The following is a 26,166-nucleotide window of genomic DNA, read 5'->3' on the forward strand; positions in this document are numbered from 1 at the left end:
GGCTATGCGGTCGTCAGGTCAGTTCTGGGAAACCACCCGACCGTTGGATATGCCGTAGCGGTGAAGATCATTGTTTATCCGATCAGCAGCATCCCGGTTCATGAAGGGGCCAACGCGCACCCGGAAAAAGTCTGCGCCATTTACGCGTGCCGGATCAATTTGGGCGCTCATATTGGTCGGCATGGACTGAATGAGGCTCTCAGCGTTCGAAATTTGCGAGAATGCGCCAACTTGAACAAAGTAATTCCCGACCGAAACAGGCTCATAATTTGGCGTGCTGCTCCGGCTCGCGGCGTAAACAGGACTTGGCGCAGAAGCTGTGGTGACTGAGGGCGCGCGCGTTTCATTATTGTCAGAAACCAGAATCGGTTGCGGTTTTGGAGCCATGACAGGAGCAGGGCCCAGATAACGAATTCGCACATTGGCGCGCCCTGCCCCGGTCATGCCGAGTTCCACAGCGGCGCGCTCGGAGACTTGCAACATGGCGCCATCTTCAAAAGGTCCGCGATCATTCACGCGCATAACAATTTCTGTGTTTGTTTCAAGATTCACGACCTGAACCAGGCTCGGCAAAGGCAGGTTCGGATGCGCGGCCATAAGCGCAGATTGGTCGAAGGTTTCGCCATTTGCGGTCGGCAGGCCCTGGAATTCGTCACCATAGATGATGGCCGCGCCGGTTTCATCGAAGACGGGTACGGTTTCAGGCTGAACCGAATGCGTTGCAGCGGGTGTCAGGCTGGTGGCAACACGACGCGCATCTGTTGCCGTTGGGGCACCGGCCCCCTGCTCTGCGACAGGTTCGGGAGCGCCAGCGAGATTTGGCAGAGATTCTGTCAGGACTTCGGACTGTGCTCGTTCTGCAGCGATACGTTGAGCGGCGGCTTGCGGATCAAATGGTTTTGCGGATGTTGGCTGTGTTGCGACAGGCGCAGGTGTGCCACTTATTGGTGCGCTTATGCTGGCATATTCTCTTGTCCCGCTTGCCGGGTTCGAAAATCTCGGCACCGAATTTGAGGAGTTTGAGGCAGACTGTACAGGCGCAGGCTTCGGCGACGTTCCCGGATAACTGAACTGGACCCGTGCTTTGGCTTTCTCTGGGCTGGGCTGGGCCTGGCTTGGTGCAATGAAGACGTTTTGACGTTCTGTTGAAATTCGGGCGCTTGGCTCTTGCGACTTGAAGACGATTGGTGCGGGATCGGCCCATGCGGGCGCTGATACGAAAGCAGCGGCAAAAGTGGCAACAATAAAGGCGGGAAGGCGATCGGTGATTTTGGTCGATGGCGCGCGCATTCGCGATGTAACCTCATTCTGAGTTTCTATTCGGCGCTTTGCGCCTGAACGTCCGGCTTTTCTGCCGTACCTGGCTTGTTTACCACGCCAAGGTGGATGCAGGATGAACCTTCTCTCACGAAACCGCAAATGTCTCTTAGTGATCGATTCACGATTTGCGAGCGGTCAGCATTCGCAGATGAGGGCTTGCAAAACCACTTCCTCTGTTGGACATACCGGGCGCCGGAGGAATGGCAGAGTGGTTGAATGCGGCGGTCTTGAAAACCGTTGAGCCTTCGCGGGCTCCGGGGGTTCGAATCCCTCTTCCTCCGCCATGTGGCCTTACAGTATGCGTGGGTTTCGAGAGCTGACCTTTGGTCAGGCTGGCCATTGGCAAGCGCTTCCTGCAAAACTTTGGCAAAACCAGAACATCAGGAGGATACATGCTCGAAGGTATCAAGGTCGTAGAATATGCGACTTATATGGCAGCGCCAGGCGCAGGATCGATCTTGAGCGATTGGGGCGCCGATGTGGTCAAGATAGAGCCGCCGGGTGGTGACCCGATCCGACTTTTCTTCAAGACGATCGGGACGGACATAACCGACAATCCTGTGTTCGATTTCGATAATCGCGGCAAGAAATCCATCGTGGTCGACACGTCCAAGCCAGAGGGGCAGGAGCTCGTACGCAAGCTCGTGGCCGATGCCGACGTGTTTCTGACCAATGTCCGCCCCGGTGGCCTCGAACGGTCCGGCCTGGATTATGACAGCCTGAAGGAGTTAAACCCGAAACTGGTCTACTGTTCCCTTACCGGATACGGCCTGCAAGGGCCTGATGCGAATCGCCCCGGCTTTGATATCGCGAGCTTCTGGAGCCGCACGGGTGTTGCCAGACTGACCGTTCCGAAAGGCGAAGATCTGTTCGCCAATCGCACGGCATTCGGAGACCATACGACCTCGATGTCGGCTGCAGCCGGAATTTGCGCGGCGCTGGTTGAGGCTGGGCGGACAGGCAAGGGGCGTTTGGTTGAAGCCTCCCTCTTTCGCGCCGGTCTGTACGCACTCGGTTCCGATTTTGCGATCCAGCTCTTTTTTGACCGGGTTGCGTCAACAAAATCCCGCCATGAGCAAAATGTCCCCATCACCAATTTTTTCGAAACCAGAGATGGCAGCTGGATGTGTCTCGTATCCCGGCAAGGTGAAGTCGATTGGGCCCCGATCTGTCGAGCGATCGACCGGGAGGAATTGATTGAAGATGAGCGGTTCACTTCCGCCAAGGCGCGCCGGAAGAACAGGGCCGAAGTCGTAAACATTCTAGATGAGGGGTTCGCAAAATACGACAAGGCCGAGATGGCCAAACGGCTGGATGCGGAATCCCTCGCCTGGGCGCCTGTCCAGACTTTGGCCGAAGTGGCCAAAGATCCGCAAGCCATCGCTGCAGGCGCGATTGTTCAGACACCGAGCGCGAAGGGCGATGGCTCAACTTATGCTTCGCCAGCCTCGCCAGTTCGTTTTCCCGGCGCAGACGACGGGCCTAAAGGCCCCTCGCCCGCATTGGGTCAGCACACTCGGGATGTACTCGATCAACTGGGTCTGACGGACGACGCCATCGCGAGTCTCTATACAGACGGAATTGTGTCTTAGCGGCCCTTGAACTCGGGCGTCCTTTTTTCAAGGATCGCGTCCACTCCCTCCATATGGTCCTCAGTCTTGTGCATGAGGGCCTGAGAGGCGGCGGACATTTCCATGATCGTTTCGTAGGAAGCATTGGTGCCATGACGCATGAGAGTTTTTGCTAGGCGCAAGGCTTGAGGTGGCTGCGCAGCAATCTGCTCGGCCAGCGCCATGGCTTCGTCCATCAGCGTATCGCCCGGGACGACTTTCGAGACGAGACCCCAGTCTTCTGCTGTGGCGGCATCAATGACTTTGCCCGTGAACAGAAGCTCAGCTGCGCGGGATGATCCGATCAGTCGGGGCAGCAGCCATGCGCCGCCATCACCGGGGATCAGGCCAAGCTTCAGGAAGGTGACGCCCATCTTGGCCTTGTCGGAGGCTATGCGAATATCGGCCATGCAGGCGACGTCGCAACCAAGACCAATCGCGGCCCCGTTTACGGCCGCGATCATCGGTACTTCAAGATTGTAGAGCGATTTCACAATCAAGTGGATGTTTCGGCGATAACCTTCACGGATGTCATGCGGCGCGCCGCCGAACGCGCCGGTGCCCTCTTTCATCGCTTTCACGTCGCCGCCGGCGGAGAATGCCCGGCCAGCGCCCGTCAAAATCACGCAGCGGATTTCAGCGTCCGCAACAATCTCACTACATGCAGCTGCGATGGCCAAACCATCACCCTCCGCCCCCAGCGCATTGAGGCTATCGGGGCGGTTCAGCGTCAAGATCATGATGGATCCGCGCTTCTCTGTTGTCACGATCGACATGTCTGGAAATCCTCCGTGTTTTCTGAATGCCTTGCTGGCAGGCGAGCACAGGATTGTCCATCCGGCAAACGGCCGCTTGCCGCGCGGTCAGAGTTTGATTTTTGAGTGAGTGGTGCGGATGAGAGGACTCGAACCTCCACGCCTTGCAGCGCTGGAACCTAAATCCAGTGCGATAACTACAACCATCAGCATCTAGTGGCTTCCCTCTCCACCGTGTGGGCTATGTTGTATTGCGCTCGGGCGCAGATGTGGTGCGTGCCACAGAATATGACGTGAACAATAAGCCACTTGCCGCGAGGGTTAAACTTGATCTCGACTACTTCTCTGTCGGTTGAGCAGTCTACGCCAAATGCGGCTACGTATATGAAGGAATACTGAGGATAGCATGTAAGCGGTCCAAGCTCCCCAAACTAAGCGAAACAAAAACTCGATACAATCGAAGAGCAACTTGTTGTGGGCTGCCTCGTAATTGGAGGCCTCTAGGTCAAATGACTCTACTAGATCAAAAAGTGCGCCCTTCGTTGCCCAATCCAGCATAATTCTGACATCGCTCCAGCTTTCTTCGCGAAGACGGAAATCCGCAAAATAGTCCGCAGTATTGAGTAATAATGTGCCAGCAGCGAACAAACACACGCCGAGCAGCAACCCATATCGAATTGAGAAAAACCCAGTACGGCGATAGTCGGATAGGGCGGCAATTCCATCCACGAATATCAAAGCTACATAGAGACCGCTAACGACTGCAGCTCCGATTGGTAGCAGCCGTCTCAATTCATGATCGCTATCTATTGAATAGAAAATGATCACACCCAAAATCAAGCATACGACGACAACTCGACGAAACCAGACCTGCCACCTCGAATTGTAGTTCATTTGAACCCCTCCCGGTTCAAAGAGTTTACGTCAATTCGAGTTGAAGGCGAAGCACGCGCTTTCCCGCGTGAGTGGTGCGGGTAGAGGGACTCGAACCCCCACGCCTTGCGACACGAGAACCTAAATCTCGCACGTCTACCAATTCCGTCATACCCGCGACGCGATTGCGAACCCGGTGATTGCCATAGTTACAAGGAAGCACCAAGGGGCTTTTCTGACTCTGGGTGACAGAATACTGCCGTCCGCGCCACAGATCATGCCATTTTATGATTCCAGATAGGAATCTGTACGAAGTAGAGCATGTATCAGGGGGCTGTAATCCACTGTCACTGCTGAGGATTACACGGCGTGCCACATGAGTTGGACTCATGGTCGAGAATGGTCGAAGTACGGACCTAAATCCAGTGCGTCTACCAATTCCGCCACATCCGCATGACGGGTTTTCCTACGCGAGCCATGACCACGCTTCAACACCAAACCCACGCAGGGGCTGCGAATTTATTGCTGTTCGCCGTGCAAGGCGCTCAGGATATCGGGAAGTTCAGATTCCAGGTCTTCGGCGATCAGCCCTGCCCCAACGCGGCGTCCGGCTTCGCCATGCAGCCAACTGGCCATGGCCGCCGCGGTGAACGTATCAACACCCTGCGCCATGAGACCGCCTGCAATGCCCGCCAAAACATCGCCAGATCCAGCCGTTGCAAGCCAGTGCGTTGCGTGTGTGTTCACAATGGCCATACCGTCTGGTTTGGCAATAACGGTGTCTGGGCCTTTCAGCAGGACGACGCAGCCAGTCATTCGGGACGCTTTGCGCGTCGCTTCGACCTTGTTTACTTCTGAGTCCAGCAGGTCACCAAAGAGTCGATTGAACTCACCGATATGAGGTGTAATCAGGTCATCTGACCGCAGCTGTCTGTAGAAGCCATCTTTATCATCGGCGAAGACGGTCAAGGCATCTGCGTCGAGAACAGCCTTCGATTTCGATGAAAGCAAACACTCAACATTCTTTTTTGTGCCGGTCGTGATGCCCGCGGCAGGCCCGAGGATCACCGTGCTGGCGGATTCAATACTCTCGCGCAGCTGCTCAGCATCCGACACTTCCTTGAGCATGACAGCAGTCAGATGACTGGCATTTACCGCAACAGCATCCGGCGGAGACAACAGAGTCACGAGCCCGGCACCGGCCCTCAGCCCCGCGCGGCTGGCCAGACGCGCCGCGCCCGTCGATGCGACATTTCCACTGACTACGGCCAAATGACCTCGGGCATGCTTGTGGCTGCCCTGCCCCGGCTGAGGTAGATTGCGTCCCCACAATATGGGGCTGTTTTCGAGCAGTTTGCTCTGAACCGGCACACCAATATCTGCGACGAATATGCCTCCGCAATATGCGGCACCCGGAAACAGGACGTGTGCCGGCCGCAACGCAGCGAATGTGATGGTTCCTTCTGCCCGGAAACACGGGCCAAGTGGTTTGGCAGACTCGCCATGAATGCCGGAAGGTACATCAATCGAGACAACGGGACCGCCGCGCTCCGCCAGCTTTGCTGGAACGCCCTCAAGCGGTCGGGAAAGGCCGCCACCAAACAGAGCATCCAGAACTATATCGTGTGGGGCCTCCAACGCGGCATTGAGTGGATTGATCTCGCCCTCCCACTCGGCCGCTGCCTTAGCAGCATCTCCATTGAGAGATTGCTTGTCCACAAGGCAGAATACTTCGACGTCTCGCCAAAGCTTTGCCAGTTTCGCCGCGGCGATGAACCCATCTCCGCCATTGCCACCTGGGCCACACAGAACCTGGATGCGGCCTTCCGGCCATTGTGCATGGACGAACTCGGCTACGGCGTTTCCAGCGCGTTGCATGAGGTCGAAGCTGTCAGTGCCGCTGGAAAAAAGTGCTTCTTCTGCGGCCCGCATTTCCTGCGGAGTAAGAATAGGTCTGCCCATAGTGCAGGCTCATAGCACGCGCGTATCGGATTCGCTGCCCAGCTGCTGAATTTTCAGACCTTCGGCGCTGCGTTCCAGAGTGGTAACTGAGCAATAGGTTGGGCGGAAAACAAGCGTCTCGGCACGTTGCTGAAGCTTGCTGACGACTGCATTGATTGCCACGAAATGTGTGAAGACGACTGTATTGTCGGGAAGGCCTTCCAGGCGAGCGATCAGGGCATCTCGCCAGGCACGATGTGTGCTGGCTTCATTTTCCCATGTGCCGCCCATGAAAACGCGCAGCCATTCAACGCGATCGTGTATGTCTTCCGGGGTCGAAATTTCCGACACTTCCTCAATGATGCTTGCGGTTAGACCAAGACGTGCCTCCAACGGGCGCGCCGTCTCGCGGCATCTCTGCATCGGGCTGCTGACAATGTGGCTCACGCCCAGAGCGTGAAGTTCTGTTGCAGCAGATTCGGCCTGACGGTGCCCAAGATCGCTCAAACCCGGGTTGGGATGGTTGCCCCAACTCGCGGCAGCTTCCCCATGACGGACGAGATAGAGCATGAATCCTCCAAAGCCAGCGGCTGTTCCGACTTTCAATAATTGTAAGGTCGATCACCCTTGAGGAAGGGAACCGGTGCGAGATGGTTTCAAACCTGCTTCGCGCAAATATCCAACAGATTCAATCATTCACGCGACGATACTCTAAGGTCGCGCCTTGAACTGCAGCGATGTACGAACAGGCAATTCCTTTGCCGGACCTGCAACATGCATTAGAGGTCAGAAGGTGTTTCGCACAAAATAAGGGCAGCAAAGTCCAAAATTCGATCACGCCCTATCAACCTGATGCTAACTCTCATACTGGGTCTCGCTTCCATCGCAGAAGGCGCATACCCGTTGACTACACGAACCAAACGGCTGGGAGATACGGGCCATGAAGAAAATTGAGGCGATCATCAAACCTTTCAAACTGGATGATGTTAAGGAGGCGCTGCAAGAGATTGGTCTGCAAGGAATGACCGTTGTTGAAGCCAAAGGCTTCGGGCGCCAGCGCGGACACACGGAACTCTACCGCGGTGCGGAGTACGTGGTCGACTTCCTGCCCAAGCTTAAGATTGAAATTGTGCTTGCCGACAGTGCGGTAGAAGGCGCAGTCGACGCGATCAAGAAAGCTGCTCATACTGACAAGATCGGTGACGGCAAAATCTTCATTTCTGACATCACTGATGCGGTAAGAATCCGCACGGGCGAAACAGGCGACGCAGCCCTTTAAGGGCTAGGTCGTCTAATACCAAAAACTACAGAAGCTGTTTACTGGAGGGCAAATTCCAATGGCCGATAACCTGTTGAAACTTATGAAGGATGAGGACGTCCAATACGTCGACCTTCGCTTCACCGACCCTCGCGGGAAGATGCAGCACGTTTCTTTTCACAAGAACATGGTCGAAGATGATTTCTTCACCGAAGGTCAGATGTTCGACGGCTCATCCGTCGCTGGCTGGAAAGCCATCAACGAGTCCGATATGGTGCTGATGCCTGACACCAGCACGGCCATGATTGACCCATTCTTCCAGCAGACCACGCTGGCTGTAATGTGTGATATCCTCGACCCGATCACGGGGCAGGCCTACAATCGCGACCCACGCACAACGGCCAAGAAGGCCGAAGCATATGTGAAGTCGAGCGGCGTGGGCGACACGGTATTCTTTGGCCCCGAAGCTGAGTTCTTTGTGTTCGATGATGTTCGCTGGTCCACTGAGCCCCACAAGACCGGATACAGCTTCGACTCGACCGAACTGCCGGTGAACACCGACAAAGAGTACCCGATGGGCAATATGGGCCATCGCCCAGGACCTAAAGGCGGCTATTTCCCTGTTCCGCCGGTCGACTCCGAACAGGACATGCGCTCTGAAATGCTTTCCGTGATGGCCGACATCGGCCTTGATCCTGAGAAGCATCACCACGAAGTGGCGCCAGCACAGCACGAACTGGGGCTGAAATTCTCGACGCTCACCACGATGGCAGATCGTCTTCAGCTTTATAAATACGTAATCCACAATGTGGCAGCGTCTTACGGCAAGACGGCAACCTTCATGCCGAAGCCGATGTTTGCCGACAACGGGTCCGGTATGCACGTTCACCAGTCTATCTGGTCCGGTGGCAAGCCGCTCTTTGCCGGTGACCAGTATGCTGGCCTGTCTGAGCAGTGCCTGTATTACATCGGCGGCATCATCAAGCATGCGCGCGCTCTGAATGCCCTCACCAACCCTTCGACGAACAGCTACAAGCGCCTCGTCCCCGGTTACGAAGCACCCGTGATGCTCGCCTATTCTGCGCGCAACCGGTCTGCCTCAATCCGTATTCCGTTCGGTTCCAATCCGAAAGCAAAGCGTATCGAAACACGCTTCCCGGACCCTACGGCAAACCCGTACCTGGCCTTCGCCGCCCTGCTCATGGCTGGTCTTGATGGTATCGAAAACAAGATCCATCCGGGCGACGCCATGGATAAAGACCTTTACGATCTGCCGCCTGAAGAGGCGAAATCGATCCCGCAAGTGTGCGGCTCACTGCGAGAAGCGCTTGCAGCGCTCGACGCAGACCGTACATTCCTTACCAAGGGCGGCGTGTTCGATGACGACCAGATCGATGCTTATATTGAGCTGAAGATGGAAGAGAACATGCGCTATGAACTCCACCCACATCCGGTGGAATTCGACATGTACTACAAGGTCTAGGGGCCTGTTCTCTCTCTCCTCTAACCCTTGTAGAGGCCGGTATCGCAAGGTACCGGCCTCTTCTTTATCCAGCTTTAAAACCTCACAGAAAACCGAACTACACTCGGCAGAAAAGCCTCGAGCGGCTCCCGAGCGTCGAGGACTGGGCCTCTAACTGCTTTTTCTGTTGTGCCAATATTCCGGCCTGAAACCAAAAACGCCCCGACCATTTGGACGGGGCGCTTGAATATTGGATCTGTATTTGAATCAGCCAGCTTCCGGCTGACTCTTCTTGGCGTGGACGTAGAGTGGCTCGGCATTGCCCTCGACCACTTCGCCATTGATCACGACCTCTTCCACACCGCGCAGGTTTGGCAGCTCGAACATCGTGTCGAGCAGGATACCTTCCATGATCGAACGCAGTCCGCGTGCACCCGTCTTCCGGGCGATAGCGCGACGAGCAACGGCTGTCAGAGCCTCTGGCGTGAAGTTGAGCTCAACGCTCTCCATGTCGAACAGCTTCTGATATTGTTTCAGCAAGGCATTCTTGGGCTCTGTGAGGATCTTGATCAGCGCAGACTCGTCCAGGTCTTCCAGTGTCGCGATGACTGGCAAACGCCCGATGAATTCCGGGATCAAGCCGAAGCGCTGCAGATCTTCGGGCTCAGTGTTACGAAGGATTTCGCCAACACCTCGCTCTTCCGATTCCTTCAATGAGGCGCCGAAACCGATGGAGGCCCCATCTCCGCGTGACGCAATGATCTTGTCGAGTCCGGCAAAGGCACCGCCGCAGATGAACAGGATATTGGTCGTGTCCACTTGCAGGAATTCCTGCTGTGGATGCTTGCGACCGCCCTGAGGTGGTACAGCCGCAACCGTACCTTCCATGATCTTGAGGAGTGCCTGCTGAACTCCCTCACCGGACACGTCGCGCGTGATCGATGGATTGTCAGACTTGCGGGAAATCTTGTCGATTTCATCAATATAGACAATGCCGCGCTGGGCACGTTCGACATTGTAATCAGCCGACTGCAGCAGCTTCAGGACAATGTTCTCAACGTCCTCACCAACATAACCAGCTTCCGTCAGCGTTGTTGCGTCAGCCATCGTAAACGGCACATCCAGGATGCGCGCCAATGTCTGAGCCAACAGTGTCTTGCCGCAGCCGGTTGGCCCGACCAGCAGGATATTGGATTTGGACAGCTCGACGCCGTCTGTTTTTCCAGCATGTGAGAGGCGTTTGTAGTGATTGTGCACGGCAACCGAAAGAATCCGCTTCGCATGCACCTGGCCGATGACATAGTCATCCAGCACATCGCAGATTTCCTGCGGTGTCGGGACGCCTTCGCGAGACCGGACCATTGAGGTCTTGTTCTCTTCGCGAATGATGTCCATGCAGAGTTCAACGCATTCATCACAGATGAACACGGTCGGGCCGGCAATCAGCTTCTTCACTTCATGCTGGCTTTTTCCACAAAACGAACAATAGAGTGTGTTCTTGGAATCGCCTGAGCCATTTTGTTTAGTCATGCCATCCTCAATGCCGGGTAAGGCTTAATTTCGTCTTTAAGACGTCGCGCGTTGTGTACTATTGAAACAATAGGGTTATCAGCCTGCCCTGCAAGAGGCAGGCCGCAATGACGTGAGAGAGGTCCCCTATTTATCATCCTCGGCCGTCCGGCGCTCGAAGACCTTGTCCACAATGCCAAATTCCTTGGCCTCTTCTGCGGTCAGAAACGTATCCCGATCCAGCTTCCGCTCAATCACATCATATTCCTGGCCCGTGTGGCGGACATAGATATTGTTGAGACGGCGTTTCAATTCGATGATTTCCTCTGCATGGCGCTCAATATCGGTTGCGACACCCTGGTATCCACCCGAAGGCTGGTGAAGCATCACGCGCGCATTCGGCAGCGCGATACGCATACCCTTTTCGCCAGCAGCAAGCAGAAGCGACCCCATGGAGGCGGCCTGACCAATACACACCGTGGAAATGGGGCATCGAATATACTGCATCGTGTCGTAGATCGCGAGACCAGAGGAAACATATCCGCCGGGGCTGTTGATATACATTGCGATATCTTTTTTCGGATTTTCCGACTCAAGGAAGAGCAATTGCGAGGTGATGAGGGCAGCCATGCTGTCATCGATGCCGCCCGTAACGAAGATGATCCGCTCTTTCAGCAGGCGCGAGAAGATGTCGAAAGCCCGCTCGCCGCGGCTCGTCTGCTCCACAACCATGGGAACAAGGTTGAGCGCTGTCTGGAAAGAAGTCGTCATGAATTGGGCCTTGATGGTTTCTCAAAGGAATCTTTACTGCACAGAAGTGGCAGAGAGACGTATATTTGTCTACGCGTGCATCACTGCAAGAGGTATTCCGCTGTGGAAACAGTTAGCGGAACGGCCACTCTGATGAACGACTTGGTAGATCGGCGTCCGGATGTTGCATGAAAGCGAGATAATCGGCGTGCACGGTTTCAGCCTGCAGATCACGCAACAGCATATGATACCCCTTTTCATAATAGACCGTCCGAACATGCGCGGGCAGGAAATTCGCTGATCGCTCAACGCCATGTGGGGGGATGACATAATCGTTCGCACCATAGGAAATCAACACGGGCAAATCGACCGGAAGGTCAGCGATTCTGTCATGAGCTGTCTCCATCAGTGAGACGACTCCATAAACCTGATCAATTCGGTTTTCCCGCAACATCAGGGGGTTGGCCCAAGTCTCCCGGAGCATATCGATATTATCGCTGGGCTCGATACGTACAAAGCGGGCTGGTGGTCGAACGATCCAGCCGGGATTGGTGTGAGCCGACATCCACAGGCTGGCTCGGTAGAGTGGGTTCATCGCGCCCCAACCGCGCAAGCCTGGACCCGATGCGATCAATCGGTCTGCGTCAGGGGGTGTGTCTGAGCCGAAAGCCGAAATGGCGACGGCGGCGCCCATAGATATGCCGACAACCGTGATGGTTGCATCGGGATGTGCACGACGTGCGACCGCAACAGCCGTGCGGAGATCTTCCCGCATCAATTCTTCATCCGGCCATAGCCCCCTGCCCGGCGAGCGTCCAAAACCCCTTTGGTCATAAGCATATGTCACTACGCCATGCTCAGCCCAGTAAGGTGCCGCCATATGGAAGGCATTGGCGAAATCGTTCATGCCATGCACGCCGACAACCACATGCTCTGGCTCGTGGTCAGTCTGCGCGGCCCAGACCGTCAGACCAAGTTCTGCGCCGTCATGAGAAATGAAAACATCACGCTCAGGCAGAAATTGTGGAACGGAGTTGGTAACATTGGCGAGTGAGCCAGCCGTGACGGGATGAACGCACCCCGAGAGCAGGAAGGTCGCGTAAAAAAGGATCAGGGCGCCAAAGCCCCACGCACTTCGGCGCGCAAGGAGGGTAAGACCTCTTGTTCGAACCAGGGATTGCGTTTTAGCCAAGACGTGTTTCTCCAACTCGGATGCGGTAGTGTGAATATTCGCTCACTTGTGTACTCCTTCCAACATCGAACGGTTTCAGTCAAGCTCGACTTGCGTCGAACACCCAAGTGCCAAGCCTTCGCTTGGGCACCGATGAGCAAAGTCACTTTAGTATTCGTCAACAGGTCCAGTGTTTGCGTTCGCCAGGTCTGGGCGCAGATCCGCATGGGCGCGCGGTCGCCGCCATTTCGGTCATATCCGGGAAAGCAGAAGCCCATTGGCAGGATGGCGACCCTTCTGGGATCATAAAAATCTTGCTCAGATATCTGCATCCAGTCACGAAGCCGCGATCCCGACGGATCATTGAAGGGCACGCCAGAGCGATCAGCCTTGTTGCCCGGTGCCTGGCTCGCAATCAGAATACGCGCACCGGAATGCGCTTGAAGGATTGGGTTTGGGGGGCGATCCATCTGGCCTTCGCACAGTCGGCATGCCCGAATTTTTTCGAGTTGTGTTTTCAAATGGCGAGACATGGCGTTTCATACAGTTTCTAACTGTGTCCTGATTGCAGAAGGCCCGAGCCGATGCCCATATCCCACATTATTGACCCCCGTATGCATGATCTCGGGGCCGGTTTTCTGGTCCGAAGAATTCTTCCATTTCACGCCCACAAATCTGTGGGGCCTTTCGTGTTCTTCGATCACTTCGGTCCGACTGAATATCCGCCGGGCTCGACATTTGACGTTCGCCCCCACCCTCATATCGGTCTGGCGACCGTCACTTTCCTGTTTGATGGTGCAATCCGGCATCGGGATTCACTCGGAACCGATCTGGTGATCGAGCCCGGAGCCGTCAACTGGATGACGGCGGGGCGAGGCATTGTTCATTCGGAGCGCACTCCAGATACTCAGCGCGTAAACGGGCAAAACTTGCACGGCCTTCAGACCTGGGTTGCCCTGCCCAGGGATGAGGAGGACGGCGCGCCCACCTTTGTCCACCATAGTGCCGATACTCTACCGGAGTTCCTGGTGGACAATGTGACTGTCAAAGTACTTGCCGGGACTGCGTGGGACAAAACATCACCCGTTTCGTTTCCATGGCCGATCATTTACGTCGCTCTCGAAGCGACGTTCGAATCCGAAATAGTCCTGCCTGGCGATCTCGCTCTGGAGCGCGCCCTCTATGTGGTGACGGGCGAAGCCAAAGTCGGTGATACGATGATAGGCGTTGGCCGTATGGCTGTGCTTGAACCGAATGTGGATGTGCCGGTTGTTATGGCTCCTGGCACAAAAGCAGTTATCTGCGGCGGCGCACCAATGGAATCTCCGCGAAAGATCAACTGGAATTTCGTCTCGAGCGACGCCGAAAAGATAGCCGCGGCCAGAGCGGACTGGACAGCTGCAATACAAGCTGGGGGCACGGCAAGATTTCCTGCGGTTCCGGGAGATGAGGATGAGTGGATTCCCCTTCCCTCGTGATTCTGGGGCCAGATTTCTGGTGAACCCCTTCCTTGCCGATTGATATCGCTCGTGCCAGATCATGACCAACAAGAGTCTTTGACGGGGAAATACAAAAATGAAGCGACTACTCATTTCGGCGTCCGTGCTAACGCTCGCGGCCTGCGGCGCACAAGAAACCGCGACGGACACACCGATCACAACGGAGCCTGAAGCATCATCTGAATTGTTGATGCCGCTGCCAGATCAGACCAGTGCGGATATTACAGCGGATGACCTCGCGGTTCGCATCAAAACCCTTGCCGACGACACATTCGAAGGCCGCGGTCCGGGGACCGAGGCTGGCGAAGCGTCGGCCGACTGGATTGCGGCTGAGATGCAGCGCATCGGTCTGACGCCTGCGGGAGACGATGGAAGTTTTTTCCAGACGGTCAAAATGGTGAACCAAACGGTCGACACGGGCGCCTCATACTTCAAGCTTACCACACCCGATGGTACCGAGCTGCCGATGACGCCAAAGGAAGACGTTGTTTTCTGGACGAAGCGCCAAAATGCCAATGAGCTGAGCTTTGATCCCACCGACGTTGTTTTCGTAGGCTACGGATCTGTCGCTCCGGAATATGACTGGAACGACTACGCGGATCAGGATTTCACCGGTAAAACTGTCGTTATGCTTGTCAACGATCCCGGATTTGCAACCGGTGACCCAGACCTCTTCAAGGGCAAGTCCATGACCTATTACGGGCGCTGGACATACAAGTTTGAAGAAGCGGCACGACAGGGCGCAACTGCCGCTATTGTCATTCACGAGACCGAACCAGCCTCATACGGCTGGGATGTTGTTTCCAACTCGTGGAGCGGTGCGCAGTCAGATCTCGTGCGTGCCGATGGCGGCGCTGAGCGTACAATGCTCGAAGGCTGGATTACACGAGACACAGCCGAGTCCCTGTTTGCCAGTGCAGGCCTCGATCTGGAAACGCTGAAACAACAGGCAAAATCAAAAGACTTCGAACCTGTCGCGCTGGACGGAATAAAGGCGAGCGGGAAGATTTCGCAAGTGATCGAACAGCTTGAAAGCCGGAACGTTGTCGGAAAACTCCCAGGGGCAACCGCGCCGGATGAATACATGCTGTACACAGCACACTGGGACCACCTCGGAAAGAAGTCTGAAGAAAAGACCGGCGCGCCGGGCGAGGATTTCTATCAGGACCAGATATTCAACGGCGCCGTCGACAATGCGACCGGTTCTGCCGCGCTTCTCGAGATTGCAGAAGCCATGGCAAGCGAAGAACTCGAGCGGTCGGCCCTTTTCCTGTCTGTGACGCTCGAAGAATCCGGTTTGCTTGGTTCTGCCTATTATGCCGAAAATCCGTTGGTGCCCCATCGCCAAGTCGTTGCGGGTATCAACATGGATGGTGCGCTGCCGATCGGCCGGACCAAGGACATGGTAGTTGTCGGATACGGCGCGTCCGAGCTCGAGGACATGTTGAAAGATGTGCTCGACGAGCAAGGCCGCGTGATCAAGCCGGATGCCAAACCCGAAGCCGGCTATTTCTATCGCTCGGACCATATCTCCCTGGCCAAGAAGGGCGTGCCCATGTTGTACGCCGATGGCGGTCAGGACAAGGTCGATGGTGGTGTGGCTGCAGGCAAGGCAGCCGCGGCGGTCTACACGGCTGAGCGCTATCACAAGCCAATGGATGAGTATTCCGATGATTGGGATCTGTCCGGCTTCACCGAAGACATCCAGGCGCTTTACCAGGTTGGGCTACAGATTGCCCAATCTGATGAATGGCCCACATGGTATGCGGGCAACGAGTTCGAATCTGTTCGCAAGAAGAGCCTGGAACAAGACTAAACGATCGTCCCCGCCCTGTTCGGCGGGGACTTTTTCCTGAATGGAATGACCTGACGCATGCTTTCGTATCAACACGGATTTCACGCGGGAAACCGCGCGGACGTAGTCAAGCACGCGGTCTTGCATTCGGTGTGCCGTCACCTGACACAGCGTAATGATCGCATTCTCTATGTGGAAACACATTCAGGTCGAGGACGATACGATCTTGAAGGCCCGCAGGCGCGAAAAGGAGATGAGGCCGGGGACGGCATTCTCTCCATATTGGAGGGGCAGACTCCTAAACCGCTTCGATCATGGGTCGAGTTCGTTGAGACGGCTGGCATCAATAGCTACCCCGGCTCTCCCGCTCATGCGCAGACCCTACTGCCTACGGATACTCGCTACGTGTTATTCGAAAAGCATCCAGCTGAATACGAAGCCTTGAATCATGCCATCGGCGATGACGACCGTATTCAGATCAAAAAAGCGGATGGATACGCCAGCGCGCTGAAACTGTCTCCCAGAAGCGGTGAAACCATGGTCTGTCTGGTCGATCCGAGTTACGAAACAAGTCGCGATATTGATGCGTTGGCGCTGTGGACTCCCAAAGCCCTGAAGCGATGGCCAAAGGCGGTGCTGATGCTATGGCTACCATTGTTTCGTGATGGTCGTGAGAGCGAGTTTGGCGAGTATCTGACGACGCTCGGCGACTGCAAGGTTTACGGGGCGCGCTGGCCGGTCGATGCATTGCAGGAAACGGCCCTCGAAGGCTCCGCCATGGTTGTTTTCAATGGACCGACGACGGCGGATGCTGAATGTGCCGCTATCGCAACGGCGCTCCAGTCATGGTGGTCTGACAAGCCGTTGGGAGCCTGACCGGTCATGCGATGCGATGTGCTTCTGATAGGCGGCGGACACGCACACATCACAGCGCTTCGCTGGCTCAAGAAACACCCCTGCCCGCACATGAAATTCAAGCTGGTGAACCCACGGGCCTACGCCGTCTATAGTGGCATGGTGCCTGGCTTTGTTGCGGGACATTTTGACCGAAACGAAGTGGAGGTCGATCTGAACCGCTTATGTGTCGAAGCCGGGGTTGATATTGTCTATGATTCAATCGTTGATTTTGATCCGGTCGGGAAAACTGCGACCGGGGAAACGGGTGCATCCTACTCCTTCACCCAGGCGTCTATCGATGTCGGGATCGTGTCTGCGCCCGTAAGCCTCTCAGAAAAGAAAGGCAACCTGGCCGTAAAGCCGATGTCGCATTTCGTTGAAGCGTGGCAACAGGATTCAGGTAATCTCTCCGAAGGGGTTGCAATCATTGGGGGTGGCCTCGGCGGTGTTGAGCTTGCGCTAGCTGTTCGGCACAAGATGAACGCCTGCCGCCTCCCTACATCTACCCCTTTGGCAATCGTGGATCGGTCGGAAATACTTTCATCAAGTTCGCCATCATTGAGGCATGCGCTATGCGAGCGCCTGAACGCGGCAAGCGTAACAATTATTGAAAACGCACAAGTGCGCGCGCATGAGAATAGCTGCCTGATGTTGGATTCTGGACAGTCCCTGACTGCACAACTGGTTCTATGGACTACCGGTGCCCGTGCGCCTGGCTGGCTGGAAGAATCAGGACTTGAGACGAGTGGCGGATTTCCAGTCATAAATTCATGCCAGCAGTCGATCTCACATCCAGACAGTTTCATTTCAGGCGATGTGGCTTCTCTCCAAAAGGGTCGCATACCCAAAGCGGGTGTGTATGCCGTGCGGCAAGGGCCCGTCCTCATGCAGAATCTGATCGCGAAGCTGAACGGCGCACCTTTACAGGATTATGATCCGCAGAAGGATTACCTCAAACTTGTCAGCCTTGGGGCGCGTTCTGCAATAGCTGAAAAATGGGGTCACACAATTCAACTTCCAGGTCTGTGGGGGCTCAAGACTCTGATCGACCGATCATTTGTTCAGGACTGAAGCGAGATGGATCCCGCAGACCGTGCTGCCGCCTCATCCAGAATGACGCCTGCCGCAATTTCGCTGGCATCCCTATCGCCTTCTTTCATCCGATCAAGCGCAATTCGTTGCCGATCTAACTGTGCTGACAGTTTATCTGGATCAGTCAACCAATCCTGCGCCGCGGCAGCGATGAGGTCAGACTTAAGCCGGGTCTGAACAAATTCCGGCACGACTTCCTGATCATCGCTCACAATATTGAGCAATGTAATATGCGTTTTGCTGTAAAGCAGGCCTCGCGCCAAGGCCCATGTGATCCATCCTGTCTTGTACGCAACGATCATAGGCGTGTCCTGCATAGCAAGTTCCGTGGTCACCGTACCAGAGCAAGCGAGCGCCAGATTTGCCGCCGCCATTGCGTCATATCGTGCGCCGGGATCGCTTGAGACAATCGACCATGACGCAACGCCTGGAAAATCCTCCCGGAATTGAGTTGCAACGTTGGAAGCCGGCATGAAGACGATTTTGAGATTTGGATCGTTCGATTTCAGCGCTTTGGCTGCGCTCACCAATTCGGGAGCAACGCGCTTGATTTCGCTGGGTCGACTACCTGGCAATACGAGAACAAGCTTTGCGTCCTCGGGTATACTCTGGCCCGCGCGAAAGCTGGACCCATTTCCTTGAACATGGCGGGAAATGGCAGGGTTGCCAATCACTGTCGTCTTGAGTCCAAAGGGTTCGTAGAACGGAACCTCGAGGTCATGAATGCATAATAGATGATCGACGACAGAAGCCAAAGTCTTCGCGCGACCGGGCCGGGTCGCCCAGACTTGCGGTCCCACCAGCTTTACCAGCCGAATATTCGGTGCGCGCAATCGGACACGCTGAGCAACCCTCAGCATGAACCCCCAAGAGTCGACCAGAACGATAACATCAGGGTCATCCGCGATGATGGCGTCGGCGGCTGCATCGGCGAGACGAACAACATCGCCATACGCTCTAAGACCTTCGACAAACCCAAGGATCGACAGTGGACTGATATCAATTGCAGATTCTATTCCGACCGACGCAAGTTCTCCGCCACCAATGCCGGAAATATGCGCGTCCGGATTTCGCCTGCGAATGTCTTCAACAACTTCCCTGGCCAACAGGTCGCCAGATGTTTCGGCGGCGACCATGTAGATGCGCGGCGCGCTCACCGCCCTGTCTCTGGAGTAAAACCATAGATAAATACGCCTAGTTCCTCAGCGCGCTCGATCATTTTGCGGCGGTTTAGCAGCAGAGCGCCCCCCGCTTCTATTGCGAGGCCAGCGAGCCCCGCGGCGGCAACCTTCTCTACCGTCGAAACGCCCGTGGTAGGTAGATCGATCCGGAGCTCCTGCGCAGGCTTTGGCCGTTTGACGAGAACGCCTTTCCGGCGCAAGGCTGACCCTCGGATTTCCTCTGGCAGAGCCGCGCAGCGATCCAGCATCGCATCAGTCCCTTCCTGGGCTTCAACAGCCAGAACCAGCCCGTTGCAGACGACCGATCCCTGTCCGATATCGAGCGCACCCGTCGCAGACGCGACACGCGCAGCATGTTCTATGTCAAGAAATTCTTCGTCAGTCGGCTGATGACCCGCGATAATCCCCTCCGGCGCCAGCAACTGCTTGTGCGCTTCGTGGCTGCCGAGAACCTTGAAGCCCTGCTTCTCGAACTCATTCACCAAGACACGCAGCAACGCATCGTCGCCCTTCTTGGCGGCAGACAACACTTTAGGGAGAAGGGTCACGCCCTTCACATCGAGTTTTAGATTGCTGAAATCCGGGCGTTTGACGATGCCAGCGAATACAACTTCCTCACACCCTGCAGATTTCAGCTTTTTCAGTATTCCACCGACTTCACCCAGACCTATGGCTTCCCCCGGAAACCTGGCCAGTGCCGGATCATCAAAGCCCTTCAGGCGGAGCACATACGCACCCTGCCCTTCCTCAATGGCATTCTCTGCGATGGCAACTGGTAGGTCGCCCAGTCCTGCGATGATACCGAGTGGAGCCATTACATCATCAACCTGGCTTGCAGATGGGGCGGTCGCCCTCACGGATAAATGTGATGATCTCCATGGCCAGCGGATTCTCTGCATAATCCTGCGACGCCTGTTCCAGCCGATCCTTGAACAGGCCATCTCCAAGAAAGATGGCTTTGTAAGCGGCGCGAATGTCCCGGATATCTGCTTTCGAGAAGCCTCGGCGCTTGAGACCGACCATGTTCAGGCCTGACAGTTTGGCGTGATTGCCCACGACCGATCCAAACGGAATTACGTCCTCCACAACAATCGCTCCCCCGCCGATGAAAGCATTCCTTCCGATGCGAGAGAATTGGTGAACGGCGGCTAGACCGCCGAACCACACATTGTCCCCGACTGTGATGTGGCCAGCCAGAGAAACATTATTTGCCATGACGACGTTATTACCAATGTGGTTGTCATGGGCGATGTGCGCCCCGATCATGACAAAGCAATTGTTCCCGATCACTGTAAGGCCGCCAAATTTGGGCATGCCCGAATGGGCGGTTGCATACTCACGAAAGACGCAGTTCTCACCGACAACCAGTCGAGAGTCCGGTGTCGATTCAAACCCTATAACTTGAGGCACACCACCCAATACCGCATGCGGGTGCAGGACACACCCCTCCCCCAGTTCTGTGTGACCGGTCACGACAGAATGCGTCATCAGGACGGAATTAGCCCCAATGCGTGCGTGTGGACCAATATGACAGAATGGCCCGACAACGACACCATCACCGAGAGCGGCTCCGTCCTCAATGTAGGCAGTGGGATGAATTTGTGTGGACATGAGTTTCCAAAAGCTGCTGGGACGCGCTGACTAACCCTTTTTCTTCGGGTTTGCGTTCTTCTGCAACCACGCGATCTCGCGCATCCATTGGCGGAGAGGTTTGGCAGGTGTTCCGCCCCATGTTTCGCCGTCTTCGATATTTCTGAACAAACCCGAAGAGGCCGCCAGAGATACACCCTCGCCGACTTTCACATGATCCGCGATTCCAACGCGTCCACCAAGCATCGTGCCATCACCGATCTGAACCGATCCTGAAATACCACCGAATGCCGCCATGAGAACCGAGCGACCAAGCACCACATTGTGAGCGATCTGGCACAGATTATCGATCCGTGTTCGTTCCCCGAGAATTGTGTCGTCAAAGGCCCCCCGATCGACACAGGAATTGGCACCTATGGTAACGTGATCCTGCAGGACGACGCGGCCATAATGTGGAGCATCCTCCGCCCCGCTGGGACCAGGCATGACTCCGAACCCCGCCTCGCCTATCCGAGCACCGGACAGCAGTCTCACATGATCCCCTATAAGTGCACAGAATACGGTCGCGGCAGGGCCGATAACGCAATTGCGGCCAATCTGGACGCCTGGACCAATAACAGCATTCGCCCCGATGAATGTGCCGGCACCGATCACGGCGCCAGGTGCGATGGCAGCACCCGGTGCGATCTTAACGCTCTCGTCTACCGTGGCATCGGGCGAAATGGCAGACTCACCATGCCAATCCAAATGACGTGGACGAAACAGTTTTACCGCAGCTGTTCCGTGAACATAGCGGGGAAACTTTGAAATGATATAGGGAATGCCGTCGGGAATGCGGGCCACATTGGCATCATTAACGACAAGGGCTGAGATGTCGGGATTGATCTCGATAGCAGACTTTCCGTCTCCATCGAGAAATCCAAGGTCTCCCCGGCGGCCGTTCGCAGCCGAGGAGATACCTGTCAGTTCCAGATCTTCATCTCCGAAGAGACCAGACCCGGTCTGTTTGGCCAGTTCGCCAAGAGAAAGAGATCCCAATGGCGCGAAAAATCGAACGTCTACTGGCACGGATGTCTCAATTTACTGCGCTGGCTGGTCAGGGATGCGCTTTCGGACGACCGAAAGTGTAGGCGTCGTAGCGTCCAACTTGCTGATGACCAGTGCGGAGACATCAACAGAATCCACGCCATAGATCAGAGCGCTCTTGGACAGCACGATCTGGGCATTTTTTTCACTCACGACCTGCAGGAGAACGGGCTCAAGCGCCTTGTTGAAATCGATAAGAGCCTGACGCTCGGTCAGCTGAAACTCACTGGCAGCTTTTTGGCGGGCCTTGCCGAAATCACCGGCCTTCTTGTCGTATGCATTCAGGCGGGCAACCATTGCTGCGTCGCCGGCAATCTGCTCGCGTGTCTTACCTTGCAGTTCAGTATTCAGCGCCTTGCCTTCAGCCTCAAGCGACGTCTTGGTTGGCGTCAACTCGGTATTGATCTGAGATTCGATGCTTTGCAGCTTGGCCTGAATGTCTTTGCCAGCTTTGCTGTCGCGCAGGATTTTTGCCTCATCGATCGTAATGACCGTGGTGCCCTGAGCGAAAGATGCCGGCGCAACCAAGGCAATTGCGGCGAGTGACGCCACCATGGCGAAAATGAAGTTCTTGAGTCGGGACATTCTAGTCTCCTGTCTTTCAGCTTGAAATTAGAATCTTGTTGAGGTCGAGAACCGGAACGTTTCCGTCCGGTCATAGTCTTCCCGTTTGAGAATTTGAGAGAAATCGAACCGAATGGGACCAAACGGAGAGTCCCAGAAAACACTTAGACCGGCGGACGCCCGCATGGATGCAGCCGTCTTGGTGAGCCGGACTGCTGGCAGGCCGGTCGATTGATCGGTGAAGTAGATTGTGGGACCGACGTCAGGCCCACGAAGAGAGCCCAAGGCACCCGCCTCTGCGAACAGCGCGCTCTTGATACCGTATTCTTCAGGCAGGAAACTCGGCAGGCTGAGTTCGAATGTGCTTTGATAATAGACATTACCGCCTTGCGAATTGAGGCGGCGAGTCTGAACAACTTCCCCAGTTTCAGGATCGACTACGCGGACAATCTCTCGCGGGCCGATGCCTGCGACGTCAAACCCGCGGAACGTGCTGCCACCCCGGAAGAAACGGTTGTTGATCCTCACGCCCTGACCGTCTTCCAGTGGGAAAACATACCCTCCGGAAACACGAAGGCTCGCAATTATATCGCGCCAGATGCCACGATACATGGTCGCGGTAGACTCAGTCCGCAAATACTTCACATCACCGCCAATACCGGCAAGGTCCTGGCTGAATCGGAAATCAAAGCCGCGCGACGGCCTTATCGGATCGTTAGTGCGGTCCCAGTAGAAATTATATCCGAGGATCGAGGACAGATCGCTGCGTTCTGCCCGACAGATCGGATCTCTCAAGACGTAATCGCGCGAACATTGGTCAACAACGCGTTGGCCCGCACCAGCATCGCCTGGTTCGACGAGCCGATAGGTGTCGTCTGTGAGATCTTCTGGGGTGTCGGCCCCTGTGATCTGGACGCGGTCGGTAACGAAGAATCCGTCTTCGTCGATGATGTAATTACGATCGAGAACGTTCACTTCATCGGTTTGCAATCTGTAGCTAAGGCCAAGCTGCATGCGTTCCGTAAGTGGGAAACCGAGGCGTACCCCCGCACCAATCGTATCGCTGGTGAAGCCGGAATAATCTTCATAGTCCTGGCGAGTAGCGTAGGCGTCAATACCGCCGGAAAGATTGCGATCAAACAGTCTTGGCTCAGTGAACCGGAAATCCAGAATTTGCTGACGGCTCGAAGCGGACACGCGAGCAACAACCGACTGACCGCGCCCCCTCAGATTGCGCTGTGACGCGCTGACGTCGAGCAGATAGGCATCCACGGATGAAAAGCCGGCCGCGAAGGACAGTTCGCCGGTTGGTTGTTCCTCGACCTTGATATCCACGATGGTCCGGTCCGGATCTTCCGACGGGGTCTCAACCACTTCGACATTCTTGAAGTAACCCAGAGCTCGGACGCGGTTCTTGGAACGATCAAGAAGGATGCGGTTGAACGCATCGCCTTCTGAAATTCGGAGTTCCCGACGAATGACCCGATCAAGTGTCTGCGTGTTACCGACAATATTGATCCGATCGATGTAAACCCGAGGACCTTCATCCACAGCGAAGGTGACATCAATCAGACCCGTCTCGGGATTCACGTCCAACTGTGGACGAACATCAACAAAGGCGTAACCAGCAATACCCGCTGCGTAAGTCAGCGAGTCGATTGTGTCTTCAATTGAGTCGCCCCGGAAGAGCGTGTCGGATTGAATAGGCACAGCACGTTTCAGTGCCTCAGCATTAAGCTTCTCGAGCGCCGTCTCGACTTTGACCTCGCCGAAATAATACTGGCGTCCCTCATCCACCGTCATGGTGATGTAGAAGTCCTTCTGGTCCGGCGTCAGTTCCGCCACAGCGGATGTCACGCGGAAATCGTAATAGCCATTGTTTTGATAGAACTGTCGCAAGAGGTCGCGGTCATATTCCAGACGGCCCGGATCGTAATTGTCATTCGAGCTGAAGAAGCGCCACAGACGTGATTGACGCGTGACAATCTCGCTGCGAAGGCGCGAGTCCGAGTAAGCCTGATTGCCAAGGAAGTTGATCGACCGGACACCGGTGACAGGCCCTTCGGTGATCTCGAAAATCAGATCAACACGATTTTGTTCCAGCGGTTTGTATTGCGGTTCGACTTTGGCGGCAAATCGCCCGGACTGGCGGTATAGTTCGAGGATACGTTGAACATCGGATTGCACACGAGCAGCAGTGAAGATGCCGCGAGGTGCCGCCTGGATGTCTTCTTTGAGCTTGTCGTCATCTAGCGCGCTGTTTCCTTCAAAAACCACGCGGTTGATGATCGGGTTCTCAACCACACGAACGACCAGATTGTCATCCACACGGTCAATCGACACGTCCGCAAACAGGTTGGTGGCAAACAGTGTCTTCAAGGATAGGTCAATGCGGTCAGGATCAAAGGAATCCCCAGGCTCTACAAGCAGGTAGGATTGAACCGTACGCGCCTCGATACGCTGATTGCCCTCGACAATGACGGAGCGGATGGTGCCGCCATAGCGACTATCTTCCTGTGCATCGGCAGTGCCCATGGGAACAAGCGCTGTGTTCACAGCCAGAACGCTGCTCGCCATCATGGTTGCTGCAAGAAACTTACGCATCGTCGACACACTCTCTGGTTAATTTCGGCAGGCGGATCAGCCGCCTCTTGCTCCGAACAAGCCGGTCTCGATGATATCACCCCAAGTGATCACCACGACCATTCCCAATAACAGGATCAACCCGAATGTCAGGGCCACCTCCTGCACTTTTTGCGGCATTTCCCTGCCCGCAATGGCTTCATATGCATTAAATACAAGGTGTCCACCATCCAATACCGGCAGCGGAAGAAGGTTGAAAAAGCCGACTCCTACTGAGATCGCGGCGCAAATGCTTGCTAGCATCCAGAACAGACGTTCGAGCTTCTGACCGGTCGTCGCCTGCTCCTGTTCCCAAACCTTGTTAACCACGCGGCGGGAAATATCTCCGATTCCCACAGGTCCCGTCATGGCGTGCATCGACATCTTTCCGGTAACGATTCGCGTAAGCATCGTCACCGTCCGATCGATCGTCGCGCCGGTTTCGAGAACGCCCTGCCCCAAGGCCTCTACCGGATTGTAGTAGATGTGTTCCCCATACGAGATCGGGGCGATACTCACGCCAATCGTGGCCTGGGGGACTTGCTGCCCGAAATCGTTTTCACGGACAATTTCATCAGGGGTCACGACGAGGGCTTTCTCGGAATCGCCGCGCTGAACAACGAAATCAATTGGTTCATTCGGGTTCAGGATGATCGCCATCAAGACTTCGGACGTATCGCTAACCGAATTGCCATTTACTGACATGATCACGTCGCCGGATTCCATTCCAGCTTCAGCAGCCGCTCCATCTGGTACTACTGCGGCAATGCCGACCTTCATGACCGGTCGACCGTGAACGCCCAATATCAGAGCGAATATAAGGGTTGAAAGGATGAAGTTGGCAAATGGTCCTGCGAGGCTGACGAGCGAGCGTTGACCGACCCCAAGCTCTGGATATGCCCTGCCAATCGGCCCCTGCTCAATCTTGCCGACATCGCCCGCCATCTGGCTCTCACCCACAAATTTCACAAAGCCACCGAGCGGAATCCAGTTCACGCGCCAGCGCGTGCCGTGCTTGTCAGTGCGTTCAAAGATCGGCTTTCCAAATCCCACCGAGAAAGACTCCACGGCGGCGCCAAACCAGCGCCCCACGATGTAGTGGCCGTACTCGTGAACGATAACCACGATGCCCATCATGAAAATCAGGCAAAATAGAAACAAGGGTCCCTGGCTGAGAAAATCACCCAAAAC

23 protein-coding genes and 2 tRNA genes are annotated in these 26,166 nt (G+C 55.5%); 8 read left to right on the top strand and 17 right to left on the bottom strand.

Annotated features, from left to right (window positions below):
- Positions 1–18: 18 nt before the first annotated feature.
- Positions 19–1,290, bottom strand: coding sequence for a septal ring lytic transglycosylase RlpA family protein (locus B3527_RS04460; protein WP_290478812.1), 1,272 nt, complete (start codon positions 1,288–1,290; stop codon positions 19–21).
- A 224-nt stretch (positions 1,291–1,514) separates the two neighbouring features.
- Here B3527_RS04460 and B3527_RS04465 point away from each other — a divergent pair.
- Both B3527_RS04465 and B3527_RS04470 read left to right on the top strand, forming a co-directional pair.
- A tRNA-Ser gene (locus B3527_RS04465) sits at positions 1,515–1,604 on the top strand.
- Positions 1,605–1,712: 108 nt separating this feature from the next.
- Positions 1,713–2,912: a CaiB/BaiF CoA transferase family protein gene (locus tag B3527_RS04470; protein WP_290478811.1), complete on the top strand. Its 1,200-nt coding sequence runs from the start codon at positions 1,713–1,715 to the stop codon at positions 2,910–2,912.
- Here B3527_RS04470 and B3527_RS04475 read toward each other — a convergent pair.
- The 5 genes from B3527_RS04475 to B3527_RS04495 all read right to left on the bottom strand — a co-directional run bounded on the left by B3527_RS04475 (position 2,909) and on the right by B3527_RS04495 (position 7,069).
- Positions 2,909–3,706 carry a crotonase/enoyl-CoA hydratase family protein gene (locus B3527_RS04475; protein WP_290478810.1) on the bottom strand — a complete coding sequence of 266 codons (798 nt, stop codon included), beginning with the start codon at positions 3,704–3,706 and terminating at the stop codon, positions 2,909–2,911. The two genes, B3527_RS04470 and B3527_RS04475, sit on opposite strands and share 4 nt — an antisense overlap.
- A gap of 300 nt (positions 3,707–4,006) precedes the next feature.
- Entirely contained in the window at positions 4,007–4,579 is a 573-nt protein-coding gene (locus B3527_RS04480; protein WP_290478809.1) for a hypothetical protein, read from the bottom strand.
- Between the two features lie 72 nt (positions 4,580–4,651).
- A tRNA-Leu gene (locus tag B3527_RS04485) sits at positions 4,652–4,736 on the bottom strand.
- A gap of 341 nt (positions 4,737–5,077) precedes the next feature.
- On the bottom strand, positions 5,078–6,520 hold the full coding sequence (locus tag B3527_RS04490) for an NAD(P)H-hydrate dehydratase (protein WP_290478808.1): 1,443 nt from the start codon (positions 6,518–6,520) through the stop codon (positions 5,078–5,080).
- 9 nt (positions 6,521–6,529) lie between these two features.
- Complete coding sequence (locus B3527_RS04495; RefSeq protein WP_290478807.1) at positions 6,530–7,069, bottom strand: histidine phosphatase family protein; 540 nt, start codon at positions 7,067–7,069, stop codon at positions 6,530–6,532.
- Between the two features lie 370 nt (positions 7,070–7,439).
- On the opposite strand from B3527_RS04495, the gene B3527_RS04500 reads away from it, so the two are divergent.
- Positions 7,440–7,778, top strand: a complete 339-nt coding sequence (locus tag B3527_RS04500) for a P-II family nitrogen regulator (RefSeq protein WP_027837435.1) — start codon at positions 7,440–7,442, stop codon at positions 7,776–7,778.
- 58 nt (positions 7,779–7,836) lie between these two features.
- The gene (gene glnA / locus B3527_RS04505) at positions 7,837–9,240 is read left to right on the top strand and encodes a type I glutamate--ammonia ligase (protein WP_034812366.1); all 1,404 of its coding nucleotides are present in this window, start codon (positions 7,837–7,839) and stop codon (positions 9,238–9,240) included.
- Positions 9,241–9,486: 246 nt separating this feature from the next.
- Here the strand turns inward: glnA and clpX are convergent, their stop codons facing one another.
- The 4 genes from clpX to B3527_RS04525 all read right to left on the bottom strand — a co-directional run bounded on the left by clpX (position 9,487) and on the right by B3527_RS04525 (position 13,182).
- On the bottom strand, positions 9,487–10,749 hold the full coding sequence (clpX, locus tag B3527_RS04510; protein WP_034812364.1) for an ATP-dependent Clp protease ATP-binding subunit ClpX: 1,263 nt from the start codon (positions 10,747–10,749) through the stop codon (positions 9,487–9,489).
- Positions 10,750–10,875: 126 nt separating this feature from the next.
- Positions 10,876–11,499 carry an ATP-dependent Clp protease proteolytic subunit gene (locus tag B3527_RS04515; RefSeq protein ID WP_206990472.1) on the bottom strand — a complete coding sequence of 208 codons (624 nt, stop codon included), beginning with the start codon at positions 11,497–11,499 and terminating at the stop codon, positions 10,876–10,878.
- A gap of 112 nt (positions 11,500–11,611) precedes the next feature.
- The gene (locus tag B3527_RS04520) at positions 11,612–12,670 is read right to left on the bottom strand and encodes an alpha/beta fold hydrolase (RefSeq protein ID WP_290478806.1); all 1,059 of its coding nucleotides are present in this window, start codon (positions 12,668–12,670) and stop codon (positions 11,612–11,614) included.
- Entirely contained in the window at positions 12,589–13,182 is a 594-nt protein-coding gene (locus B3527_RS04525) for a uracil-DNA glycosylase family protein (RefSeq protein WP_349677857.1), read from the bottom strand. Before B3527_RS04525 ends, B3527_RS04520 begins: the two co-directional genes overlap by 82 nt.
- A gap of 81 nt (positions 13,183–13,263) precedes the next feature.
- Between B3527_RS04525 and B3527_RS04530 the strand changes: the two genes are divergently transcribed.
- The 4 genes from B3527_RS04530 to B3527_RS04545 all read left to right on the top strand — a co-directional run bounded on the left by B3527_RS04530 (position 13,264) and on the right by B3527_RS04545 (position 17,911).
- Entirely contained in the window at positions 13,264–14,127 is an 864-nt protein-coding gene (locus B3527_RS04530) for a pirin family protein (protein WP_290478804.1), read from the top strand.
- A 97-nt stretch (positions 14,128–14,224) separates the two neighbouring features.
- The gene (locus B3527_RS04535) at positions 14,225–15,964 is read left to right on the top strand and encodes a M28 family metallopeptidase (protein ID WP_290478803.1); all 1,740 of its coding nucleotides are present in this window, start codon (positions 14,225–14,227) and stop codon (positions 15,962–15,964) included.
- A gap of 57 nt (positions 15,965–16,021) precedes the next feature.
- The gene (rlmJ, locus tag B3527_RS04540) at positions 16,022–16,819 is read left to right on the top strand and encodes a 23S rRNA (adenine(2030)-N(6))-methyltransferase RlmJ (RefSeq protein ID WP_290481795.1); all 798 of its coding nucleotides are present in this window, start codon (positions 16,022–16,024) and stop codon (positions 16,817–16,819) included.
- Positions 16,820–16,825: 6 nt separating this feature from the next.
- The gene (locus tag B3527_RS04545) at positions 16,826–17,911 is read left to right on the top strand and encodes an FAD-dependent oxidoreductase (protein WP_290478801.1); all 1,086 of its coding nucleotides are present in this window, start codon (positions 16,826–16,828) and stop codon (positions 17,909–17,911) included.
- Here B3527_RS04545 and B3527_RS04550 read toward each other — a convergent pair.
- The 7 genes from B3527_RS04550 to B3527_RS04580 are packed head-to-tail and all read right to left on the bottom strand — an operon-like array spanning position 17,902 to position 26,163.
- Positions 17,902–19,089: a lipid-A-disaccharide synthase gene (locus B3527_RS04550; RefSeq protein ID WP_290478800.1), complete on the bottom strand. Its 1,188-nt coding sequence runs from the start codon at positions 19,087–19,089 to the stop codon at positions 17,902–17,904. The genes B3527_RS04545 and B3527_RS04550 overlap by 10 nt on opposite strands.
- Positions 19,086–19,928 (bottom strand): LpxI family protein, encoded by an 843-nt coding sequence (locus B3527_RS04555; protein WP_290478799.1) that lies wholly within the window; start codon positions 19,926–19,928, stop codon positions 19,086–19,088. The genes B3527_RS04550 and B3527_RS04555 overlap by 4 nt, the downstream gene beginning before the upstream one ends.
- A 7-nt stretch (positions 19,929–19,935) precedes the next feature.
- Positions 19,936–20,724, bottom strand: coding sequence for an acyl-ACP--UDP-N-acetylglucosamine O-acyltransferase (gene lpxA / locus B3527_RS04560; protein WP_290478798.1), 789 nt, complete (start codon positions 20,722–20,724; stop codon positions 19,936–19,938).
- A gap of 30 nt (positions 20,725–20,754) precedes the next feature.
- Positions 20,755–21,771 (bottom strand): UDP-3-O-(3-hydroxymyristoyl)glucosamine N-acyltransferase, encoded by a 1,017-nt coding sequence (lpxD, locus tag B3527_RS04565; RefSeq protein ID WP_290478797.1) that lies wholly within the window; start codon positions 21,769–21,771, stop codon positions 20,755–20,757.
- Between the two features lie 12 nt (positions 21,772–21,783).
- The gene (locus B3527_RS04570) at positions 21,784–22,374 is read right to left on the bottom strand and encodes an OmpH family outer membrane protein (protein ID WP_206990482.1); all 591 of its coding nucleotides are present in this window, start codon (positions 22,372–22,374) and stop codon (positions 21,784–21,786) included.
- A 27-nt stretch (positions 22,375–22,401) separates the two neighbouring features.
- Complete coding sequence (bamA, locus tag B3527_RS04575; protein WP_290478796.1) at positions 22,402–24,957, bottom strand: outer membrane protein assembly factor BamA; 2,556 nt, start codon at positions 24,955–24,957, stop codon at positions 22,402–22,404.
- A 36-nt stretch (positions 24,958–24,993) separates the two neighbouring features.
- Positions 24,994–26,163, bottom strand: coding sequence for a M50 family metallopeptidase (locus B3527_RS04580; protein ID WP_290481566.1), 1,170 nt, complete (start codon positions 26,161–26,163; stop codon positions 24,994–24,996).
- Between the last annotated feature and the right edge of the window lie 3 nt (positions 26,164–26,166).

This window comes from Hyphomonas sp. UBA4505, from assembly GCF_002388685.1.
In the GTDB taxonomy this organism is placed as follows: Bacteria; Pseudomonadota; Alphaproteobacteria; order Caulobacterales; family Hyphomonadaceae; genus Hyphomonas.